The organism is Antarcticibacterium sp. 1MA-6-2 (assembly GCF_021535135.1).
GTDB lineage: Bacteria > Bacteroidota > Bacteroidia > Flavobacteriales > Flavobacteriaceae > Gillisia.
Map to the genome: position 1 here is coordinate 3,347,909 of NZ_CP091036.1, position 16,611 is coordinate 3,364,519.

The following is a 16,611-nucleotide window of genomic DNA, read 5'->3' on the forward strand; positions in this document are numbered from 1 at the left end:
CCAATTTAGAACAGCTTAATAGAGAGGTGGCCGAGTGGTCGAAGGCGCACGCCTGGAAAGTGTGTATACCCCACAAGGGTATCGAGGGTTCGAATCCCTTCCTCTCTGCAAGTGTTTTTAATAAAAAATTATTTTTATATCTTTAACCCTTTAACTAATTAATTAAGAAACAGTAATGAAAAGATTATTTTCAACTTTGGTAATCGCTTCGATTATGTTATTTGGAGCTGCGCAAGTAAACGCGACTAATTATGTGACTGCACAGCCGGATAATATCGTGAATTTTATTCAGGATGAAGAAGTAGCCCTCGATACACAAGAGGAAGAATCCGTTGGTTTTCACCAGGAATTAAAAAGACGATTTATTGAAGGAGGCCCTGGCTTTATGGGGATCGTTCTTTTGTGTTTAATTCTTGGACTGGCCATTGCCATTGAGAGAATTATCTTTTTAAACCTTTCTACTACAAATACAAGAAAACTTGCACAGGATGTTGAAGACGCTTTAAACAGTGGCGGGATTGAAGCTGCTAAAGAAGTTTGTCGTAATACAAGAGGTCCTGTTGCTTCTATATACTACCAGGGTCTTGATAGAGCCGATGAGAGCATTGAAGCTGCAGAGAAAGCAGTTGTTGCTTATGGTGGTGTTCAAATGGGAACGTTAGAGAAAAACGTTTCCTGGGTATCTCTTTTTATTGCTCTTGCTCCTATGCTTGGGTTCATGGGTACGGTAATAGGGATGATTCAGGCCTTCGATAGAATCGAAGCTGCAGGAGATATGCAACCATCTTTGGTAGCAGGAGGTATTAAAGTAGCACTTCTTACTACTGTATTTGGTTTAATTGTTGCTATTATTCTTCAAATTTTCTATAACTACATTATCGCTAAGATTGATAGTATTGTTAATGATATGGAAGATGCTTCTATTCTTCTTATCGACATGCTTGTTGACTACAAAAACAGAAAAAGAATCTAAGAGCAATAAACTATGACCATTCATAAAATCTTAAAATATCTGGCACTCGTTATTGGTGTGATAGGTCTTATCCTTCTGGGTAGGATTATTATGACTTACGATGATGCTATAGAATCCTCTGCTGCGACCCAGCAAAGTGTAGTAACTCCATTTCTCTGGCTGGCCTATATAGTTATGGCAGTGATCCTGGTGCTTGTTATATTCTTTGTTATTAAAGGTCTGTTTAGAGGAAATATTAAAAACACGCTTATTTCAGTAGGTGCATTCTTACTTATTGTAGCAGTAGCTTACGTGCTTTCTGATGGAACTCAGAAAACATTAAAGGATGGAGAAATTCTATCGGCCAGTACTGATCATTGGGTTGGTGCTTAAGTTTGATTACTTTCTATATCCTGGCTGCAATTGCGGTAGGTGCAATGGTAGTCTCCGGAATAAGGAAACTAATTAAATAATACTATTATGGCAAGAAGAGCATCACCAGAAGTTAATGCCGGGTCTATGGCCGATATAGCATTCCTGCTATTGATTTTCTTCCTGGTAACTACAACCATTGAGACAGATCGTGGGATAAGCAGGAAACTGCCTCCTATCCCAGAAGACAATGTTGTACCGCTTATTATTAAACAGAAGAACATCTTTACTGTTATTGTGAACAGAAATAATGAGCTTCTTGTTGAAGAGGAAGTAATGGAACTTTCTGCTCTACGTCAGGCAGCAGTTGAATTTCTAGATAATGGTGCCGGAACAGGTGAGGAGGCATGTGATTATTGCCAGGGACCGAGAGATCCCGCATCTTCAGATAATCCTGAAAAAGCAATTATCTCGTTGGTGAACGACCGAAAAACGGAATATAGAACTTATATATCTGTTCAAAATGAATTGGTTGCAGCCTACAATGAGTTGAGGAACCGTGAGGCTCAAAGGCTTTATGGAAGAAGTTTCCAGGAAATGGAGGCTCAGTACAATGATCCTAATTTTAGAGGTGATAGAGAAGCTTTAGGAGAGAAGATCGATATTGTTAAAGAAATGTATCCTCAAAAACTATCTGAAGCAGAGCCAACAAGTTAAAAGAGAAGAATTATGAGTAAATTTAAAAAGAAAAAGAGCGGAGAATTGCCTGCAATTAGTACGGCTTCCCTTCCCGATATTGTTTTTATGCTACTTTTCTTCTTCATGGTTGCTACGGTAATGCGTCAAAATACATTGATGGTTCAAAATCAATTACCGTTTGCAGATCAGGTAGAGAAGTTGGATAAAAAGGACCTGGTAATGTATATCTATGCGGGTAAGCCAAGCCAGAGATATCAACAACGTTTTGGTACAGAAGCACGTATACAGTTAAACGACAAGTTTGCTGATGTGAGTGAAGTGCAGCAGTTTATATATTCTGAAAGAGAATCCAAGCGTGAGGAGTTAATCCCTTACCTTACTACGGCCTTAAAAGTTGACGTAGAAACTAATATGGGTCTTGTATCAGATATTAAGCAGGAGCTTAGAAAAGCTGAAGCACTTAAGATAAACTACACAACCTTAACAGGTGAGGTAGGTAGAAATTAAAATAATTATATTACTGTTTAAAACATCCCACTTAAGTGCATCCGGTTTTGGGATGTTTTTTTTTACTTTTATCTTTCGTCTTTTACATCTGTAATTAATGAAGAATTTATTTCTCTTCCTGGTTGGAAACCTGGTATCAATATCAGCAATTGCTCAGGAAACTATTATAGCGCCAACAGTAATAGATAGTGCTTATCGGGAAGACCAGATTTATGTGGGTTTAACTTTCCATTTATTGACAGATTTACCCGGCGAGGTAACCCAAAAAGCATTTTCGGGAGGTTTTCACTTAGGGTTTATTCGGGATTTTCCTATTAATCAAAGACGTAATATTGCACTGGGTGCAGGTTTGGGATGGTCCATTAATACCTATGGACATGAATTGTTCATTGGTGAGGATGAGGAGGGGAAAACTATTTTCAGGGATCTAAATGCCCGGGATATTGAGTATGACACTAATAGGTTGTCCACTCATCTTATTGAAGTACCTATAGAATTTAGGTGGCGTACCTCTACCCCGGAGACTTATAAGTTCTGGAGAGTATATGCGGGAGTGCGGCTGGGTTACGCTTATTTTCTTAAAACAAACTTTAAACAGGACGGCAATCAGGTAATGCAGAAAGAAGTTCCGGAATTTCAGCGATTCAGGATAGGAAGCACCCTGACGTTCGGCTATAATACTTTTAACTTTCACGTATACTACAGCCTGAATCCCTTCTTTCAGGATGCTGCCCTTAATCAGTCTGAAATAGGTATGTCCACTCTAAAGCTGGGTTTAATGTTCTATATTTTATAGCCAGAAGTTCAATACAATGATTTGAGGGACCAGGCCAATAAAAAATCCAAGGATCAATTCCAGCCAGGTGTGGGCTTTAAGTTCCATTCTGGAAGTTGCAGTTAATCCTATGGCCACTATCATAAAAGATATGGTGTAAATGAGGTTTATTCTGTAGAAGATGCTTAGAGCTAATACAAACATTAAAATTCCGCTAAGTCCCACCATATGCAGGCTAATCTTCAGTTTAACAAGAGCCAGGAGAAATCCCGTGATCGAGGAAAATAAAATTCCGACGAAGAAATAGTAAAGGGCCGGAAAATTATAAACATCCAGGATCTGGTAAAGATTCAGGCAAATAAGGAGATTAAAGAAAAACAGGGGCCAGCGTCTTTCCTTTACATCACTAAGGAAAAGAGAATGAGCTTTTCCCAGGTTCTTCAGCAGGAAATAAAACACAATAGGAATGAACATTGTTGTAATTGCAATAGCCAGTAGCTTTGCCTTAATAAGCGGGAGAGGAAAAAACCGGGGTGTTACAACAAAATAAATAAGGCTTCCCAGGAAAGGCATCCAAACAGGATGAAACAGGTATGACGCGCTTTTAACGAACCACCTCATTAAATTTCCTTTCTCATCCTGGCAACAGGAATATCCAGTTGTTCTCTATATTTGGCAACTGTACGCCGTGCTATTGGATATCCTTTTTGTTTTAATAATTTTGCCAGTTTCTCATCTGTCAAAGGTTTTCTCTTGTCTTCATCTTCAATAGACATCTCCAGAATCTTCTTTATTTCTCTTGTAGAAACATCTTCTCCCTGGTCGTTTTTCATAGATTCAGAAAAGAATTCCTTGATGAGCTTGGTTCCGTAAGGAGTATCTACATATTTACTATTGGCTACACGGGAGACGGTAGAAACATCCATGCCAATTTCATCGGCAATATCTTTAAGGATCATAGGACGTAGGTTACGTTCATCCCCTGAAAGAAAATATTCCTTCTGGTAATGCATAATGGAACTCATAGTCACCATTAAGGTCTGTTGTCTTTGCTTTATAGCTTCAATAAACCACTTTGCCGAGTCAAGCTTTTGTTTAATAAATAAAACTGCGTCCTTTTGTGCTTTTGTTTTTTCCTTTGACTCTTTATAGCCCTTCAGCATATTATTATAGTCATTAGAAATATGCATTTCAGGAGCATTCCTTCCGTTCAAACTTAATTCCAGCTCTCCATCCACTATTTTAATTGTGAAATCTGGAATTACGTGCTCAACCATTCGGGTATTGCCAGAAAAGGTTCCTCCCGGTTTTGGGTTTAAATGTTCAATAACATCTATTGCATCCCGTAATTCATCCTCACTAATATCGTGACGGGTAAGGAGCTTGGCATAATGTTTTTTACTGAAGTGGTCAAAGGATTTTTCCAGAAGGTCTATAGCCAGGGAAACATCTTTTTTAGGCTCTTTTCGATGCAGCTGAATAAGAAGACATTCCTGAAGGTTTCTTGCGCCCACTCCCGCGGGATCCAGTTCCTGAACGTATTTTAATACCTTTTCTACGGTAGGCTCATCGGTATATACATTTTGGGTGAAGGCAAGGTCATCTACTATATCCTGAATGCTACGGCGTATGTATCCACTTTCGTCCACACTGCCTACCAGAAACTCTGCTATTTCTTTTTCTGTTTCGCTCAGGCGGAAGGTGCTAAGCTGGGATTTAAGGTATTGTGCAAAAGATGTTCCTGAAGCATATGGTACTTCCCTGTCTTCATCATCGGCACTGTAATTATTTGCCTGCAGTCTATAATTAGGGATCTCGTCATCGCTAAGATATTCATCGACGTCAATATCACTCTCTATAGTTTCATTGCCGTAATCATCATCTTCATATTCATTATTTGAGAACTCCTCATCAAAATCGGCATCAAAATCTTCTTTTCCGTCTTCCAGGGCAGGATTCTCTTCAAGTTCCTGCTTGATGCGTTGTTCAAAAGCCTGGGTAGGCAATTGAATAAGCTTCATCAACTGTATTTGTTGAGGGGAAAGCTTCTGTGATAATTTAAAATTTAATTGCTGTTTTAGCATAAATAATAATAGTCTCTTTCTACAAATTTAAGCAAAAACAATGCTAATGCAGCTTTGGCATAGTAATGCTGCTGGTAAATTTTTGTTAAGATGAACTTTTAGTTGTTAAAGGGAGAATGCCCTAAACTTCTTTGGAAGAGGTAAATTTAAAGATAAAGGCACACCACTTATGGGATGAGAAAATTTTAATCCAATAGCCGCGAGATATAAACCTTTAAAGGAAGGCAGGGGTGTGCCACTACCATAAAGATCTTCTCCTATTATTGGTAAGTTGTGCATCGAGAGGTGTTTTCTTATTTGATGAGTTCGACTTAGTGTGCGGAGAAACTTCTAATAAAGAATAGAACCTGCCGTTTATTAAATATTCTTTTAAAAGAGTTGTAGTGGTAACTGCCGATTTTCCTTCCAGCTCATCATTATAAACGGCCTTATTAGGTGCCTTTCCAGCTACTAGTGCTAAATAGATCTTTTGAACGCGCCGTTCTTCAAAGCTTTGAGAAAGAATTGCCTGGGCCTGCCGTGTTTTAGCAACAATTAATAGTCCACTTGTAGGATTGTCAAGCTTAGGTGTACGGGTAGAGGATAAGGTAACGAATCGTCTTCTTGAGAAGCTTGTAAATTAAAAGGTAAGGCGTTTTCAATAGTTTTGAAGAAGTTCCCACTGGTGGGATATCCTGCAGGTTTATTCACCACTGCCAGATATTGATCTTCAAAAACCACTTCCAGTTTTAGCTGAAAAATCTTTTTTTCCTGCTTTTCCTGCTGAAGAAGCTCAATTTTTTGATTTGGCTTTACCCAGTCTGATGTTTTTCCAATTTTGCCATCAATTAAAATTTCCTCCCTCTTAATGGCTTTTTTTATCCCGCTACGGGAGGAAATGATCTTAAATACCTGAGGCGCATAATCCTGCAACCGAATTTCTTCTGAAATTGCAGGAACAATATGCGTTTCAAGTATTTTCAAATTTCTGGATTAAAATTCTGCATTTTGAGGGGTACGTGGAAATGGTATAACATCTCTAATATTGGTCATTCCTGTTACGAACTGCACTAAACGTTCAAATCCAAGACCAAAGCCGCTGTGCACGCAGGTACCAAATCTCCGGGTATCAAGGTACCACCATAGTTCTTTCTCGTCAATATCCAGCGCTTTCATTTTCCTGGTCAATACATCCAATCGTTCTTCTCTTTGAGATCCTCCCACAATTTCTCCAATTCCGGGAAACAGAATGTCCATTGCACGTACTGTTTTTTCGTCCTCATTAAGGCGCATATAGAAGGCCTTGATGTTCGCCGGATAATCAAATAGTATTACTGGACATTTAAAGTGTTTCTCCACAAGAAAACGTTCGTGTTCGCTTTGAAGATCTGCTCCCCATTCTTCTATGATATACTGAAATTTTTTCTTCTTGTTAGGTTTGGAATTTTTAAGTATGTCAATAGCTTCAGTATAACTTACTCTTTTAAAATTATTTTCTGTTACAAATTGAAGTTTTGCTAGAAGGCTCATCTCACTTCGTTCCTCCTGTGGCTTTGTTTTATCTTCACCTTCCTGTCTTGCTGCCAGGAATTCAAGATCATCTTTACAATTTTCCAGAGCGTAGTTAACTACAAATTTTATAAAATCTTCAGCCAGATCCATATTTTGATCAAGATCGCAAAAAGCCATTTCTGGTTCTACCATCCAAAATTCTGCAAGATGGCGGGATGTGTTGGAATTTTCGGCTCTAAAAGTTGGACCAAATGTGTAGATTTGCCCTAATCCCATCGCATATACTTCCCCCCTCAAGTTGACCCGAGACCGTCAAATTAGTTTCCTTTCCGAAGAAATCCTTTTTAAAGTCTATGCTGCCGTCTTCATTCTTAGGAGGGTTCTTTAGATCAAAAGCAGTGACTTTAAACATTTCCCCTGCTCCTTCAGCATCGCTACCAGTGATTATGGGGGTATTTACGTAGTGAAAATTATTTTGTTGAAAATAGCTGTGTACAGCAAATGCCAGTTTACTCCTCACTCTCATTACAGCTCCAAAAGTATTGGTTCGCACCCGTAAATGAGCCTGCTCCCGCAGTTTTTCCAGAGTATGGCGTTTAGGAGACAAAATAGTTAATTTCACTTCTTCAGGATTTGCATCTCCCAGAATTTCAATCTTATTAACTTCAACTTCAACGCTTTGCTGGCTTCCCAGGCTCTCTTTAAGTGTTCCTGTGACCCTTACTGCAGCTCCTACTGTAATTCTCTTTAATATTTCCTCCCCCGTGTTTTCAAAATCTATAACACACTGGATATTATTAATAGTTGAGCCATCATTAACTGCAATAAACCTGTTACTTCTAAAAGACCTTACCCAGCCATTAACTTCAACTTCCTGTAAAAACTGGTCGCTATTTAATAATTCAGCAATTTTTGCTTTGATCATTTATTTAAATTTTTGAAAAATCAAAGATAAATCTTCCTTGCTAGCTTACCAAGGGAGTAATTTTGATTTTCGTGTGGTTACTCATCTTTTAAAATGTCATCATCTTCAGTAATAATTTGCATTGCTTAGCTCTTTTAAAGTTTCCCTGTTTGCAATACTCTTTTCAAGAGATAACAGCAGCGAAGGTAATAAAAGAAGGTTGGCAAGCATTGCAAAAAGAAGTGTGGCAGAAACTAATCCTCCCAAAGCAACAGTGCCTCCAAAACTGCTAATCATAAATACGGAAAAGCCGAAAAACAGTACAATAGATGTATAAAACATAGACACACCTGTTTCCCTGAGGGCTGCATAAACAGATCTCTTTATTTTCCAGTCATTCGCTTTTAACTCCTGCCTGTATTTAGCCAGAAAATGTATAGTGTCGTCTACTGATATTCCAAAGGCAATGCTAAAAACGAGGATGGTGGAGGGTTTAATTGGAATACCTAAAAAACCCATCATTCCGGCTGTAACTATCAAAGGCAGAAGGTTTGGAATGAGCGAAACAAGGATCATCCTGAAAGATCTAAACATCCAGGCCATTAATAAAGCAATAAGTATAATGGCCAGCGACAGGGAAATTATAAGATTTTTTACCAGGTAATTTGTTCCTTTTTGAAAGATAAGAGCTTTCCCTGTAAGACTTACCTCATAGCGTTCTTCAGTAAAGATCTTTTCTATTTGCGGCTGAAGGTTTTCTTCAATTCTTTCCATTTCTTCTGTCCCTATGTCCTTCATAAAGGTGGTCATTCTCGCATAACGTCCGGTTGAATCTACATAAGAGGAAAGTATATTTCCATCACCTGAAATTCCTTTTAAATAAGAAGATATAAAATTTTGCTCCTGTGAAGAAGGTAGTTGATAATATTTGGGATTTCCATTATAGTATGCCTGTTTCGAATACTTGGCCAGTCTAACAACAGAGAGGGGAGAAGATAATTCTGGCACCTCGGCTATAGCAGTTTCCAGGGATTCCATTCTCTTAAGGTTGGAAAGGGACATTGCTCCCCTGGGACGTTTTGTGTCTATGACGATTTCCAATGGCATAACCCCATTAAATTCGTCTTCAAAAAATTTCACATCTTTAAAAAAATCAGCTTCCTGGGGCATATCTTCCAGAAGGCTTCCGGAAATTTTAATGTTATAAATACCTATGATGCTTATGGCCAGCAATAGAACAGAGGTAGCATAAATGGAAAACCTCCTGTTTCTCACCATATTCTCCATCCAGGAAACAAAACCTTCTATCCACCTCTTATTTAAGTGTTTTAGATGTTTATCCTTTGGAAGCCGCATATAGCTGTAAATAATGGGGATTATGATTAAACTCAACAGGAATATCGCGAGAATATTAATAGATGCTACAATACCAAATTCTTTGAGTAGCGTACTGTCAGTAAGAATAAAGGTTGCAAAACCCGATGCAGTTGTGACATTGGTTAGTAGGGTGGCATTTCCTACTTTCGTAATAACCCGTTGAAGAGACTTTGCCTGATTTCCATGATTCTTCACCTCCTGCTGATATTTATTTATCAGAAAAATACAGTTGGGTATCCCAATTACAATTATCAATGGCGGAATGAGTGCCGTAAGTACGGTAATTTCATAATTAAAAAGGCCAATAATTCCGAAGGCCCACATTACTCCAATCATTACAGTAACCATAGAGATTACGGTAGCTCTTATGGACCGGAAAAAGAAAAAGAATATAAGGGAAGTAACAAGTAACGCAGCCCCAATAAAGAGGCCGATCTCGTCAATAATATTAATAGAATTAAGAGTACGTATGTACGGCATTCCCGATACATAAACCTCCAAATCATTTTTATTCTCAAAATCGGCGATTAGTGGCTGCAACTTTTCTGTAACAAAGATTTTCCTCTCTTTTGAATTTACAATAGATTCTTCAAGGTAAATGGCAGTTTGTACGGTATTAGAGTTTTTGCTGTAGACCAGGTTCTCGTAAAAAGGAAGATTGTTAAATAGATCCTCCTTATACTGTTGAACTTCCTGTGATGACCATTTCTTCTGCTCAATAAAAGGAACCATCTCAAACCTGTTAGGATCTTCAAATTTTTCCAAAGTTTTTAGATTGCCTATAGCAATAACATTTTCAACTTCTGAAAAGGATTTAAATTCTTCTGAAAGCTTATTCCAGGCAGTAAATTTTTCGGGGGTGAAGAGTGAAGAATCTTTTATCGCCAGGACAATTATATTTCCTTCTTCCCCAAATTTATCGAGGAACCGATTGTATTCTAAATTGATCTCATGATCGTCTGGCAATAAATTAGCTTCAGTATATGAAAAACGCATATACTGCCATTGGGTAGAGAGAAAAATAGTAATACCTACTATAATTGTTATAAAAACCAGTCGATTTCTTAGAATTACGCGAGCAATGGAATTCCAGAAATCAAAACTAAAAATTTTGGACATTGGTGTTTTTTAAGCGAGCGCAAAGGTAAAAAAAGGCAATGGTATATATTGATTTTAAGCTAATTAATCACGCTTATTTTAAATTTGTAGAGTAAAAGTAAATTTAAAAGATATATTTTGATTTAAATTGGGTAAGTGGTAAGCCCCGTACCTGTATGCTGTGCTCAAACCAAATCCCAAAAAAATCTTGTTTATTTCTAAACCAGCTTCCGAAAAGCCGTGTTCCAGAGTATTAAAGTTGACATTTTTATGTGCATTAATGTTCCTGAAATCCCCAATTACGTGTCTCGAAATTAAAACCATTTCTGGTTGAAACTTATTGGAAATAAAAAATGGGCGGAGTTGGTGTCGAATGTGAAATGCTGCCTGCCTGTCACTGAAAAACTCATTGAAATACATGGTTTCAAAAGCAATTTTTCCTGCTACTGCATATCGCTGTAAGATTTTAGGTTTATTGGCATTGTTGGGTTGTGCGTGAAAAGCGTGGGTAAGGGGAAGTTCACCATACGCAATGTTACCTTCTAAAATTAGATGAGTAGAAGAGCGGTCGGGTTTTTCAGTTTTATATTCAGCTTTTAGTCCCAGCCGTGTAAAATCAAAATCGCCGCCGAACATTCCCGGAATACTTCGGGAAATTTGACCCGTAACGACCGGATACTCCCGGTTGTAAATATTAAAATATGCAGGAGTGTTTATAAACCCGCTAAAGGGGCGCCATAGAAAACTCATTTTTGCTTCTGAAACTACATAATCCTGGTAGAGCCTGTCTTCATGAAGAAATGAGTAATCAGTCAATTGTGAGATATCGCTCCTCACCACCAGAAATTTACTTTCTAATCTGGGAGTAAGACGGTGTTCTATGCTGGCCTCCAAATCTTCGTGGATGTAATAATTATTAATATTAACAAGCCTGGGTTCCAGCAAGGCAAACTCTTTTTCACCTTTAAGGTAATGATGGCTGGCAATTTCCCTGATGTCATTTCTGTAGTTTAAATTAAACCAGGTCCCGGTGCGGTTGTTAAGGAGAATTCCCGTTCCCAGTCCATATTTTAATCTCCTGTCCTTAAATCCATACACAGCATAACCGTTGAGCTTAAATGTTTTTGAAAAGGCTGAATTTGTTTCCCCGCCAACTCCTAACCTTATTCCCTGGTATTTGTTATACCCAATAAGTTGACTAAGATCAAAGTTCCAAAATCCAATGGGATAATAGCCGTTAGAAAGGCCATTGGCTATTTCAATTTTATCCTCTATTTTCCCTTCGGCAATTGTATTTGTCAATTGAAGATGAGTTAATTTATCGCGGTCCTCAAATTCTAATTTTCGGTTCGTCTCCCAATATTCCGGAGGTTGATTTCCGGCTTCATTAGTCACTTTGATCATAGAAGAATATCTCGGGATATCTACCGGGGAGTCGATATTAATGTCAAAATTTACCGTGGTCGATTTAAGGAACAGGTTTTCTTCAATATCATCGGGTGACAGCAAAAAATCGAGAATTGAAAATCTTTTTTGAACTGTTCCCAAAGCAATACTGCCACTAAAAAGAGAAAGGTTACTGCCTCCTTTCCCTGGTTTTAAAAAGAGTTGCTGTTCTTGGGGGAACCAAAGATCTTCTTCCTCGAAATAACTGTATTGGTGCTCTGCTTCCATTACTATTTCTCCCGAATCTCCCAATCTTGCATATTGAATTGCATAGGAAAGAGTATCCAGCATTAGAATACCTTCCAATTTGGCAAAAGCCTTTTTTCTTTTCGCACGGAAATAAATAACATAGGCGGCACGGTCCTTCGATTTTACGGTATCTAAAATTTTATAGGAATAATGTTGTAGAGCATTTTCATTTAAAGGGCCCGCATAATTGCCGGAGAAGAGTGGGTAATCATTTTTGTACAGGGAAGGAAGCTCCAGTTTTTTTTCAATAAGTTTGTATGCAGGCGTATTTAGTCCTGCTGTAGAAATACCTTCAACTATTCTTTTTCCTCCCTGGCCCTTTTTAAAAGAATGTACAGATACATTTTCGCTTAAAAACCTTCGGCCTCTTTGTTGCTCTTCTTTAGGCTCTGGAGGAGCGGTCAAACCAAACCTAGCTATTTGCCTTGTCTATAAATAATTTATTATAGCTTTTATATTTAAAGGAGCTAAGCTTTAATTCGGGATCGTTCTTGCTCCTGTGCTTTATTGCATTTTGAACGATAGAATTAGCGGAGTTCTGTTCCAGTTTTTTGTCTGAACCCCCCACGTTTCGGGTCAGCCTTACCTGGACAAATAAATCATAGGTAGAGACATTGATGCTTTTTGGTAAATAGCCGGGATAAGAGAGAGTAAATTCTTTAGAAATTTGGTCTTCCGGGAGCGGGTATTCTCCCTGGAGATTTGTAAAGTAAACCTGTTCTTCGGAAAATTTGAGAATAGCAAAAGGGATAGCATTTCCACTTTCATCAACCACCTTTAAGGTGTGTTGAGAGAAAACAGAAGGGACGAAAATAGTAAACAGAAGAAAAGCTAAAATATATTTCATAAGTTTAGTATCTCATCAAAAAAAAACTTCAGTATTTCAGGTTCATAGTCAAACCAAATACTGAAGTGAGGATTTTTCAGAAAAAAAGAAGCACAACCTAGATTGTCATGATCTCTTTTTCTTTATTTTCAAAAATCTGATCCACTTTTTTAATGTGTTTATCAGTCAATTCCTGAACATTATCTTCAGCAATTTTAAGTGCATCTTCAGAAATATCAAGTTTCTTAAGGTCGTTATTTGCTATTTTTCGATCGTTTCTAATTCCAATCTTTGCTTCCTCTGCTTCGGCTTTAGCCTGTTTAGCCAATTCCCGCCGACGTTCTTCGGTTAAAGGAGGAACGCTAATTATAACACTGTCACCATTGTTCATAGGATTAAAACCTAAATTGGCCTGCATAATCCCTTTTTCAATTTGAGGAATTGTTCCGCGTTCAAAAGGTTGAACAGTTATAGTACGGGCATCGGGAGTATTTACGTTTGCAACCTGGTTAAGTGGAGTCATACTACCGTAGTATTCTACCATAACACTTCCCAACATCGCAGGACTTGCCTTCCCGGCTCTAATGTTTAGCAGTTGTTTCTCCAGGTGCTTGATAGCGTTTTGCATATTTTCCTCTGTGCTATCCAGTATAAAATCTACTTCTTCGTTCATTTCTTCTTGTCTTAAGTTTGAAAAAAGTCTGTATATTATAAATTAACTTTTGTGCCTACTTTTTCTCCTGAAACCACTTTATGAAGATTTCCGGGTGTATTCATGTCAAAAACTATTATTGGCAATTGATTTTCCTGGCTTAGTGTGAAAGCAGTGGTATCCATTACTTTTAACCCCTTTTTCAAAACCTCGTCAAAAGAAATATAGTCAAATTTAGTAGCCATTTTATCCTTTTCAGGATCTGCAGTGTAAATTCCATCTACCCGGGTGCCTTTTAAAATAACATCGGCGTGAATTTCAATTGCTCTTAAAACCGCGGCAGAATCTGTTGTAAAATAGGGGTTTCCAGTACCCCCTCCAAAGATTACCACTCTTCCTTTTTCAAGATGTCTTATAGCTTTCCTTCTTATAAAAGGCTCTGCTACCTCATTAATCTTTATTGCAGATTGAAGGCGTGTTTGTATACCTGCATCTTCCAGGGCACTTTGTAATGCCAAACCATTAATTACTGTTGCGAGCATTCCCATATGGTCACCCTGTACCCGGTCCATCCCTTTACTGGCACCTGCCACTCCTCTAAAAATATTACCTCCACCAATCACAATTGCCACTTCTACCCCTAAATCACAAACAGATTTTATTTCCGCGGCATATTCTGAAAGACGTTGAGGGTCTATTCCATACTGTCGGTTTCCCATTAAGGCTTCACCCGATAACTTCAAGAGGATTCTGTTGTACTGCATAAGGATTTTTAGATAAGTGTTGCAAATATAGACAATATCTTAAATTGTGAATGAATTGGCCTGGCCTAATGTATTTTACTTTGCCTTTTTAGGAAAAATTTAAGTTTATAGCTGCTGGAGGTAAGCATAGCGAGGGTTTTGACAATATTACAGGTCATAGGATTGGCCGGATTTTTGCTATCTTTGATTTATAAGAAAATTAAAACAAAAACTAATAATGATAGGATATTATGTAATAGCGGGTCTTATATTTATTGTAAGCTTGTACGTAAGCAATAAACTTAAGAGCAAGTTTAAGACCTATTCCAAAGTGCATCTTCAAAATGGGATGAGTGGAAAAGAAATCGCTGAAAAAATGCTTTATGATAATGGTATTACTGATGTAAAAGTAATTTCCACTCCGGGAATGCTGACAGATCATTACAACCCGGCCAAAAAGACAGTAAATTTAAGTGAAGGAGTTTATACACAGCGCAATGCAGCTGCTGCTGCGGTGGCGGCACATGAATGTGGTCACGCAGTTCAACATGCCAAGGCATATGGCTGGTTACAAATGCGTAGTCAACTGGTACCAGTGGTAAGTATTGCATCCCGGTTTTCTCAATGGGCAATCATGGGTGGCTTAATACTTATGACGATGGTCTCAGTAGGGGTGGGGCAAACTGTATTACTTATAGGAATTATTCTATATGGAATGGGAACGCTTTTTAGTTTTATAACCCTTCCTGTAGAATATGATGCCAGTAAGCGGGCACTTGTTTGGCTGGAAACAGAAAATATGTTATCACCACAGGAACACGATGCAGCTGAAGATTCTCTAAAATGGGCAGCACGTACATATGTTGTGGCGGCAATAGGTTCTCTTGCTACGTTGCTATATTTTGTGAGTATCTACCTTGGGAGAGATTAGGGAAATTATAAAATATAAAGGGCGGTTTCTTCAGAAACCGCCCTTTTTTTTGTAATAGATTTTTTTCAACCTCTTATCTGCGCAATTCTCTCGTCCAGTAGCTTAAGTGCTATTCCTTCAGTACCCATAAGGTCAAAAAGATCCAGCGCTCTTCTAATAGTTTGTTCCTCTTCCATTTGTTCCTGGACAAACCACTGGAGAAAATATTCTGATGCCAGATCCTGCACTTTTCTACATCGGAATACAATGTTATGAATGGATTTGGTAATCGCAATTTCCTGGTCCAGGGCAGCTTCAAAAATTTTCTGAAGAGAGTTAAAATCGTGACTTATATTGTCAACTTCAGGAGAATAGGCAGTACCTCCATTATCATTAATAAAATGAAATATCTTCATCATATGCTCCCTTTCTTCAGCAGATTGATCGTAAAAGAATTTCGCGCTGTAGGTGAGGGCGTTTTGATCGCACCAGGAAGCCATTGCTAAATACACAGAAGAAGAGTGGGCTTCCTTTTTTATTTGCTCATTAAGAAGGTCCATGATATCTACATGAATTCCTAACTTTTGTCTCACTAAATCTTTCATCTTCCTTTTTTTATAAAGTTAAGCAAATGGGAAGAATTAGCGTGATGACGAGCTAATTTATAATTGATCTTGTTAAAGGGAATGTACTAAAATGTAACCAGGGAATTTAATTCCAGCATTACAAAACTGCCGTGAATTAGATCCTTAAGATCTATAATTTCTGAAGTGTCAAGAATAAAGATGTGTTCCCTGTTACAAAGTACCAAAATCTCCAAACCGTGTTTATTTTCTCCGGAAAAATGGGTGTGAAGGTCAATTTTCTTTACCTGTTGCCTTAAAGCAAGCAGTTGACAGAAACTGAACTTTATTATTTTTCCCTGAAAATCAATGAAAATACACCTGCTATTATCGCACTGGTAAGAGGTGTATCGCCGGGACTGGAAAAGTGTTCTCATAGTTGGGAACAAAAATATTTCTTATTTAGAATTAATCCAAGTAATTAAACTTTTATTTGTCTTTGAATTTGTTGATTTAACGAGATGAAGGTTTCAGTTCTTGAAACACCCTCAATTGCCTGAATATTTTTATTAAGAACAGCCATTAAATGCTCATTATCCTTGCAAAGGATCTTTAAAAATATTGACCAGTTTCCTGTGGTGTAATGACATTCGAGAACTTCGGGGATTTCTTTAAGTTTCTTTACAGCCTGAGGGTTACTCACAGCTTTGTCAAGATAAACTCCTACAAAGGCCAGGGTAGTGTAGCCTAAAATCCTGGGGTTGATCATTAATTTAGTGCCTTCTATTAAACCAGCTTTCTCAAGTTTTCTCAATCTTTGATGAATAGCGGCTCCACTTATCCCAATAATTCGGGCAATTTCTAAAATGGGTTTACGGGCATCTTCCATTAAGTAGTTAAGGATGGTTTTATCTATTCCATCAATACTTACTTTTTCATCTACTATCTTCATGGTTTAGGGAT

Annotated in this window: 18 protein-coding genes, 1 tRNA gene and 2 pseudogenes; 7 read left to right on the plus strand and 14 right to left on the minus strand. The window is 37.9% G+C overall.

Annotation, left to right across the window (positions count from 1 at the left end; genetic code table 11):
* The first annotated feature begins 20 nt into the window (after positions 1 to 20).
* The 6 genes from LZ575_RS17100 (at position 21) to LZ575_RS17125 (ending at position 3,326) form a co-directional block, all read left to right on the plus strand.
* Positions 21 to 108: transfer RNA gene (locus LZ575_RS17100), tRNA-Ser, on the plus strand.
* Positions 109 to 175: 67 nt separating this feature from the next.
* On the plus strand, positions 176 to 973 hold the full coding sequence (locus tag LZ575_RS17105) for a MotA/TolQ/ExbB proton channel family protein (RefSeq protein ID WP_235325922.1): 798 nt from the start codon (positions 176 to 178) through the stop codon (positions 971 to 973).
* A 12-nt stretch (positions 974 to 985) separates the two neighbouring features.
* Positions 986 to 1,345: a hypothetical protein gene (locus tag LZ575_RS17110; protein ID WP_311195842.1), complete on the plus strand. Its 360-nt coding sequence runs from the start codon at positions 986 to 988 to the stop codon at positions 1,343 to 1,345.
* Positions 1,346 to 1,432: 87 nt separating this feature from the next.
* Positions 1,433 to 2,041 carry a biopolymer transporter ExbD gene (locus LZ575_RS17115; protein ID WP_235325925.1) on the plus strand — a complete coding sequence of 203 codons (609 nt, stop codon included), beginning with the start codon at positions 1,433 to 1,435 and terminating at the stop codon, positions 2,039 to 2,041.
* Between the two features lie 12 nt (positions 2,042 to 2,053).
* The gene (locus tag LZ575_RS17120) at positions 2,054 to 2,530 is read left to right on the plus strand and encodes a biopolymer transporter ExbD (RefSeq protein WP_235325927.1); all 477 of its coding nucleotides are present in this window, start codon (positions 2,054 to 2,056) and stop codon (positions 2,528 to 2,530) included.
* Positions 2,531 to 2,627: 97 nt separating this feature from the next.
* A complete protein-coding gene (locus LZ575_RS17125; RefSeq protein WP_235325929.1) occupies positions 2,628 to 3,326 on the plus strand; it encodes a porin family protein in 699 nt (232 codons plus the stop codon).
* Here LZ575_RS17125 and LZ575_RS17130 read toward each other — a convergent pair.
* The 11 genes and pseudogenes from LZ575_RS17130 to pyrH form a co-directional block, all read right to left on the minus strand.
* Positions 3,321 to 3,926: a hypothetical protein gene (locus LZ575_RS17130; RefSeq protein WP_235325931.1), complete on the minus strand. Its 606-nt coding sequence runs from the start codon at positions 3,924 to 3,926 to the stop codon at positions 3,321 to 3,323. The two genes, LZ575_RS17125 and LZ575_RS17130, sit on opposite strands and share 6 nt — an antisense overlap.
* On the minus strand, positions 3,926 to 5,389 hold the full coding sequence (gene rpoN / locus LZ575_RS17135) for an RNA polymerase factor sigma-54 (RefSeq protein ID WP_235325933.1): 1,464 nt from the start codon (positions 5,387 to 5,389) through the stop codon (positions 3,926 to 3,928). Before rpoN ends, LZ575_RS17130 begins: the two co-directional genes overlap by 1 nt.
* 105 nt (positions 5,390 to 5,494) lie before the next feature.
* Positions 5,495 to 5,668, minus strand: a complete 174-nt coding sequence (locus LZ575_RS17140; protein ID WP_235325935.1) for a hypothetical protein — start codon at positions 5,666 to 5,668, stop codon at positions 5,495 to 5,497.
* Positions 5,628 to 5,924, minus strand: coding sequence for a pseudouridine synthase (locus LZ575_RS17145; RefSeq protein WP_311196125.1), 297 nt, complete (start codon positions 5,922 to 5,924; stop codon positions 5,628 to 5,630). Before LZ575_RS17145 ends, LZ575_RS17140 begins: the two co-directional genes overlap by 41 nt.
* Positions 5,924 to 6,352, minus strand: a complete 429-nt coding sequence (locus LZ575_RS17150) for a hypothetical protein (RefSeq protein ID WP_235325937.1) — start codon at positions 6,350 to 6,352, stop codon at positions 5,924 to 5,926. Before LZ575_RS17150 ends, LZ575_RS17145 begins: the two co-directional genes overlap by 1 nt.
* Positions 6,353 to 6,361: 9 nt before the next feature.
* Positions 6,362 to 7,805 (minus strand): annotated as a pseudogene (asnS, locus tag LZ575_RS17155) (asparagine--tRNA ligase).
* Positions 7,806 to 7,882: 77 nt separating this feature from the next.
* A pseudogene (locus LZ575_RS17160) lies at positions 7,883 to 10,280 on the minus strand (efflux RND transporter permease subunit).
* 78 nt (positions 10,281 to 10,358) lie between these two features.
* Positions 10,359 to 12,359: a DUF5686 family protein gene (locus tag LZ575_RS17165; RefSeq protein WP_235325939.1), complete on the minus strand. Its 2,001-nt coding sequence runs from the start codon at positions 12,357 to 12,359 to the stop codon at positions 10,359 to 10,361.
* A gap of 7 nt (positions 12,360 to 12,366) precedes the next feature.
* Positions 12,367 to 12,801, minus strand: a complete 435-nt coding sequence (locus LZ575_RS17170; protein WP_235325941.1) for a hypothetical protein — start codon at positions 12,799 to 12,801, stop codon at positions 12,367 to 12,369.
* 97 nt (positions 12,802 to 12,898) lie between these two features.
* Positions 12,899 to 13,453 carry a ribosome recycling factor gene (gene frr, locus LZ575_RS17175; protein WP_235325943.1) on the minus strand — a complete coding sequence of 185 codons (555 nt, stop codon included), beginning with the start codon at positions 13,451 to 13,453 and terminating at the stop codon, positions 12,899 to 12,901.
* Positions 13,454 to 13,488: 35 nt separating this feature from the next.
* Complete coding sequence (pyrH, locus tag LZ575_RS17180; RefSeq protein WP_235325945.1) at positions 13,489 to 14,196, minus strand: UMP kinase; 708 nt, start codon at positions 14,194 to 14,196, stop codon at positions 13,489 to 13,491.
* A gap of 217 nt (positions 14,197 to 14,413) precedes the next feature.
* Between pyrH and LZ575_RS17185 the strand changes: the two genes are divergently transcribed.
* A complete protein-coding gene (locus LZ575_RS17185; protein ID WP_235325948.1) occupies positions 14,414 to 15,106 on the plus strand; it encodes a zinc metallopeptidase in 693 nt (230 codons plus the stop codon).
* A gap of 65 nt (positions 15,107 to 15,171) precedes the next feature.
* On the opposite strand, the gene LZ575_RS17190 is transcribed toward LZ575_RS17185, so the two are convergent.
* The 3 genes from LZ575_RS17190 to LZ575_RS17200 form a co-directional block, all read right to left on the minus strand.
* Positions 15,172 to 15,690, minus strand: coding sequence for a ferritin (locus LZ575_RS17190; protein WP_235325950.1), 519 nt, complete (start codon positions 15,688 to 15,690; stop codon positions 15,172 to 15,174).
* 86 nt (positions 15,691 to 15,776) lie between these two features.
* Positions 15,777 to 16,085, minus strand: coding sequence for a hypothetical protein (locus LZ575_RS17195; protein ID WP_235325952.1), 309 nt, complete (start codon positions 16,083 to 16,085; stop codon positions 15,777 to 15,779).
* 44 nt (positions 16,086 to 16,129) lie between these two features.
* Positions 16,130 to 16,600: an Lrp/AsnC ligand binding domain-containing protein gene (locus tag LZ575_RS17200; RefSeq protein WP_235325954.1), complete on the minus strand. Its 471-nt coding sequence runs from the start codon at positions 16,598 to 16,600 to the stop codon at positions 16,130 to 16,132.
* Positions 16,601 to 16,611: the final 11 nt, after the last annotated feature.

Bases quoted from the DNA above. Each gene is read 5' to 3' on its own strand.
- LZ575_RS17105 (WP_235325922.1), top strand. From the start codon at position 176: ATGAAAAGATTATTTTCAACTTTGGTAATCGCTTCGATTATGTTATTT.
- LZ575_RS17110 (WP_311195842.1), top strand. From the start codon at position 986: ATGACCATTCATAAAATCTTAAAATATCTGGCACTCGTTATTGGTGTG.
- LZ575_RS17115 (WP_235325925.1), top strand. From the start codon at position 1,433: ATGGCAAGAAGAGCATCACCAGAAGTTAATGCCGGGTCTATGGCCGAT.
- LZ575_RS17120 (WP_235325927.1), top strand. From the start codon at position 2,054: ATGAGTAAATTTAAAAAGAAAAAGAGCGGAGAATTGCCTGCAATTAGT.
- LZ575_RS17125 (WP_235325929.1), top strand. From the start codon at position 2,628: ATGAAGAATTTATTTCTCTTCCTGGTTGGAAACCTGGTATCAATATCA.
- LZ575_RS17130 (WP_235325931.1), bottom strand. From the start codon at position 3,926: ATGAGGTGGTTCGTTAAAAGCGCGTCATACCTGTTTCATCCTGTTTGG.
- rpoN (WP_235325933.1), bottom strand. From the start codon at position 5,389: ATGCTAAAACAGCAATTAAATTTTAAATTATCACAGAAGCTTTCCCCT.
- LZ575_RS17140 (WP_235325935.1), bottom strand. From the start codon at position 5,668: ATGCACAACTTACCAATAATAGGAGAAGATCTTTATGGTAGTGGCACA.
- LZ575_RS17170 (WP_235325941.1), bottom strand. From the start codon at position 12,801: ATGAAATATATTTTAGCTTTTCTTCTGTTTACTATTTTCGTCCCTTCT.
- frr (WP_235325943.1), bottom strand. From the start codon at position 13,453: ATGAACGAAGAAGTAGATTTTATACTGGATAGCACAGAGGAAAATATG.
- pyrH (WP_235325945.1), bottom strand. From the start codon at position 14,196: ATGCAGTACAACAGAATCCTCTTGAAGTTATCGGGTGAAGCCTTAATG.
- LZ575_RS17185 (WP_235325948.1), top strand. From the start codon at position 14,414: ATGATAGGATATTATGTAATAGCGGGTCTTATATTTATTGTAAGCTTG.
- LZ575_RS17190 (WP_235325950.1), bottom strand. From the start codon at position 15,690: ATGAAAGATTTAGTGAGACAAAAGTTAGGAATTCATGTAGATATCATG.
- LZ575_RS17195 (WP_235325952.1), bottom strand. From the start codon at position 16,085: ATGAGAACACTTTTCCAGTCCCGGCGATACACCTCTTACCAGTGCGAT.
- LZ575_RS17200 (WP_235325954.1), bottom strand. From the start codon at position 16,600: ATGAAGATAGTAGATGAAAAAGTAAGTATTGATGGAATAGATAAAACC.